This window comes from Streptomyces sp. NPDC005017 (genome assembly GCF_042873115.1).
In the GTDB taxonomy this organism is placed as follows: Bacteria; Actinomycetota; Actinomycetes; order Streptomycetales; family Streptomycetaceae; genus Streptomyces.
The window spans coordinates 1-2,855 of the sequence record NZ_JBIALD010000057.1 but is presented as its reverse complement, the minus strand read 5'-3'; the positions used below and the strand labels follow the sequence as shown (position 1 = coordinate 2,855).

The window sequence follows — 2,855 nt, the reverse complement described above, 5'->3', positions numbered from 1 at the left end:
CGACGGTCCAGGTGTCGCCGCCGGTGAGCAGTGCGGCGAGGTCGCCCTTGCCGTGCTGTTCGACGGCCGTGTCGAGCTGCTCGGCCATCTGGGTGTCGTAGACCGGGCGCCGGACCGAGCGCAGGACGCCGATGGGGGTGTGGTGCAGGGTGTCGGGGTCGGCGAGGCGGGACAGCGCGAACGCGGTGGTCGGGGACGCGGCGTGGGCGTCGTGGACCAGGACCTGTGCCTCGTTCTGCGGGGTCACCGTGATCACCTTCAGGTCGCCGGTGGCGGGGTCGCGGACGACGCCCTGGGTGAGGCCGGTGCCGAAGCGGACCGGCTGTCCGTGCTCGAGGCGGATCAGGGCGTCGGCGGCGGATTCGCGGTCCTTGAGCGCGTCGAAGGCGCCGTCGTTGAAGATGTTGCAGTTCTGGTAGATCTCGATCAGTGCGGTGCCGGGGTGGGCGGCGGCCTGGCGCAGCACGCCGGTGAGGTGGCCCCGGTCGGAGTCGATGGTGCGGGCGACGAAGGAGGCCTCCGCGCCCAGCGCGAGGGACACCGGGTTGAAGGGGGCGTCCAGGGAGCCCATCGGGGTGGACTTGGTGATCTTGCCGACCTCGGAGGTCGGGGAGTACTGGCCCTTGGTGAGGCCGTAGATCCGGTTGTTGAACAGCAGGATCTTCAGGTTCACGTTGCGGCGCAGGGCGTGGATGAGGTGGTTGCCGCCGATGGACAGGGCGTCGCCGTCACCGGTGACGACCCACACGCTCAGGTCGGGGCGGGAGGCGGCCAGGCCGGTCGCGATGGCCGGGGCGCGGCCGTGGATGGAGTGCATCCCGTAGGTGTTCATGTAGTACGGGAAGCGCGAGGAGCAGCCGATGCCGGAGACGAAGACGATGTTCTCCCGGGCCAGGCCCAGCTCCGGCATGAAGCCCTGCACGGCGGCGAGGATGGCGTAGTCGCCGCAGCCCGGGCACCAGCGCACCTCCTGGTCGGACTTGAAGTCCTTCATGGACTGCCTGGCCTCGGCCTTGGGGACCAGCTTCAGTGCCTCACTCATCGATGGCCTCCTTCAGGGCCCTGGCGAGCTGTTCGGCCTTGAACGGCATGCCGTTGACCTGGTTGTACGAGTGCGCGTCCACCAGGTATCTGGCCCTGATGAGCGTGGCGAGCTGGCCGAGGTTCATCTCGGGGACGACGACGCGGTCGTAGCGGGCGAGGACCTCGCCGAGGTTGCCCGGGAAGGGGTTGAGGTGGCGCAGATGCGCCTGCGCGATCTCCTGCCCCGCGGTGCGCAGCCGCCGCACCGCCGCGGTGATCGGGCCGTAGGTGGAACCCCAGCCCAGCACCAGCGTCCTCGCGCCGTGCGGGTCGTCGACATCCAGGTCCGGCACCTCGATGCCGTCGATCTTCGCCTGCCGGGTGCGGACCATGAAGTCGTGGTTGGCGGGGTCGTAGGAGATGTTCCCGCTGCCGTCCTGCTTCTCGATCCCGCCGATCCGGTGCTCCAGACCCGGCGTGCCCGGCACCGCCCACGGCCGGGCCAGGGTCCGCGGGTCCCGCTTGTAGGGCCAGAACACCTCCGTACCGTCCTGCAGGGTGTGGTTCGCGCGGCGCGCGAACCGCACCCGCAGATCCGGCAGCTCCTCCACCTCCGGAATCCGCCACGGCTCCGAACCGTTGGCCAGATACCCGTCCGAGAGCAGGAACACCGGCGTGCGGTATCCGACCGCGATCCGCGCCGCCTCCAGAGCGGCGTCGAAGCAGTCCGCCGGCGTGCACGGCGCGATCACCGGCACCGGCGCCTCACCGTTGCGCCCGAACATCGCCTGCAGCAGATCCGCCTGCTCCGTCTTCGTCGGCAGACCCGTGGAGGGCCCGCCGCGCTGGATGTCCACCACCAGCAGCGGCAGCTCCAGCGACACCGCCAGCCCGATCGTCTCCGACTTCAAAGCCACCCCCGGACCCGACGTCGTCGTCACCGCCAGCGACCCGCCGAACGCCGCCCCCAGCGCCGCCCCGATCCCGGCGATCTCGTCCTCCGCCTGGAACGTGCGCACCCCGAAGTTCTTGTGCCGGCTCAGCTCGTGCAGGATGTCGGAGGCCGGAGTGATCGGATACGAACCCAGGAACAGCGGCAGATCCGCCTGCCGCGACGCCGCCACCAGACCGTAGGACAGCGCCAGGTTCCCGGAGATGTTGCGGTAGGTGCCCACCGGGAACGCCTTCGCGGCCGGCGCGACCTCGTAGGAGACCGCGAAGTCCTCCGTCGTCTCCCCGAAGTTCCAGCCCGCCCGAAACGCCGCCAGGTTCGCCTCCGCGATCTGCGGCCGCTTGGCGAACTTCGCCGCCAGGAACCTCTCCGTGCCCTCGGTGGGCCGGTGGTACATCCACGACAGCAGACCCAGCGCGAACATGTTCTTGCTGCGCTCGGCCTCCTTACGGGTCAGGTCGAAGTCCTTCAGCGCCTGCACCGTCAGCGTCGTCAGCGGCACCGGATGCAGGTGATAGCCGTCCAGGGAGCCGTCCTCCAGCGGGCTGGCGCCGTAGCCGACCTTCTGCAGCGCCCGCCGGGTGAACTCGTCCGTGTTCACGATGATCTCCGCGCCGCGCGGCAGATCACCGACGTTCGCCCTCAGCGCGGCCGGGTTCATCGCCACCAGCACGTTCGGCGCGTCCCCCGGCGTGAGGATGTCGTGGTCCGCGAAATGCAGCTGGAACGAGGACACACCCGGCAGCGTGCCGGCGGGAGCACGGATCTCCGCGGGAAAGTTCGGCAGCGTCGACAGATCGTTCCCGAACGACGCCGTCTCCGAGGTGAAACGGTCACCGGTGAGCTGCATACCGTCACCCGAATCCCCCGCGAACCGGAT

The 2,855-nt window shown here is 69.8% G+C and carries 2 protein-coding genes; both read right to left on the bottom strand.

Features of this window, described 5'->3' with window-relative positions:
* Positions 1-1,042, bottom strand: a 1,042-nt coding sequence (locus ACFYR0_RS37730; RefSeq protein WP_389338910.1) for a 2-oxoacid:ferredoxin oxidoreductase subunit beta, incomplete at its 3' end; no start/stop codon positions are given.
* The coding region (locus ACFYR0_RS37725; protein ID WP_389338907.1) for a 2-oxoacid:acceptor oxidoreductase subunit alpha at positions 1,035-2,855 on the bottom strand (1,821 nt) is incomplete at its 5' end. The genes ACFYR0_RS37730 and ACFYR0_RS37725, both read right to left, overlap by 8 nt.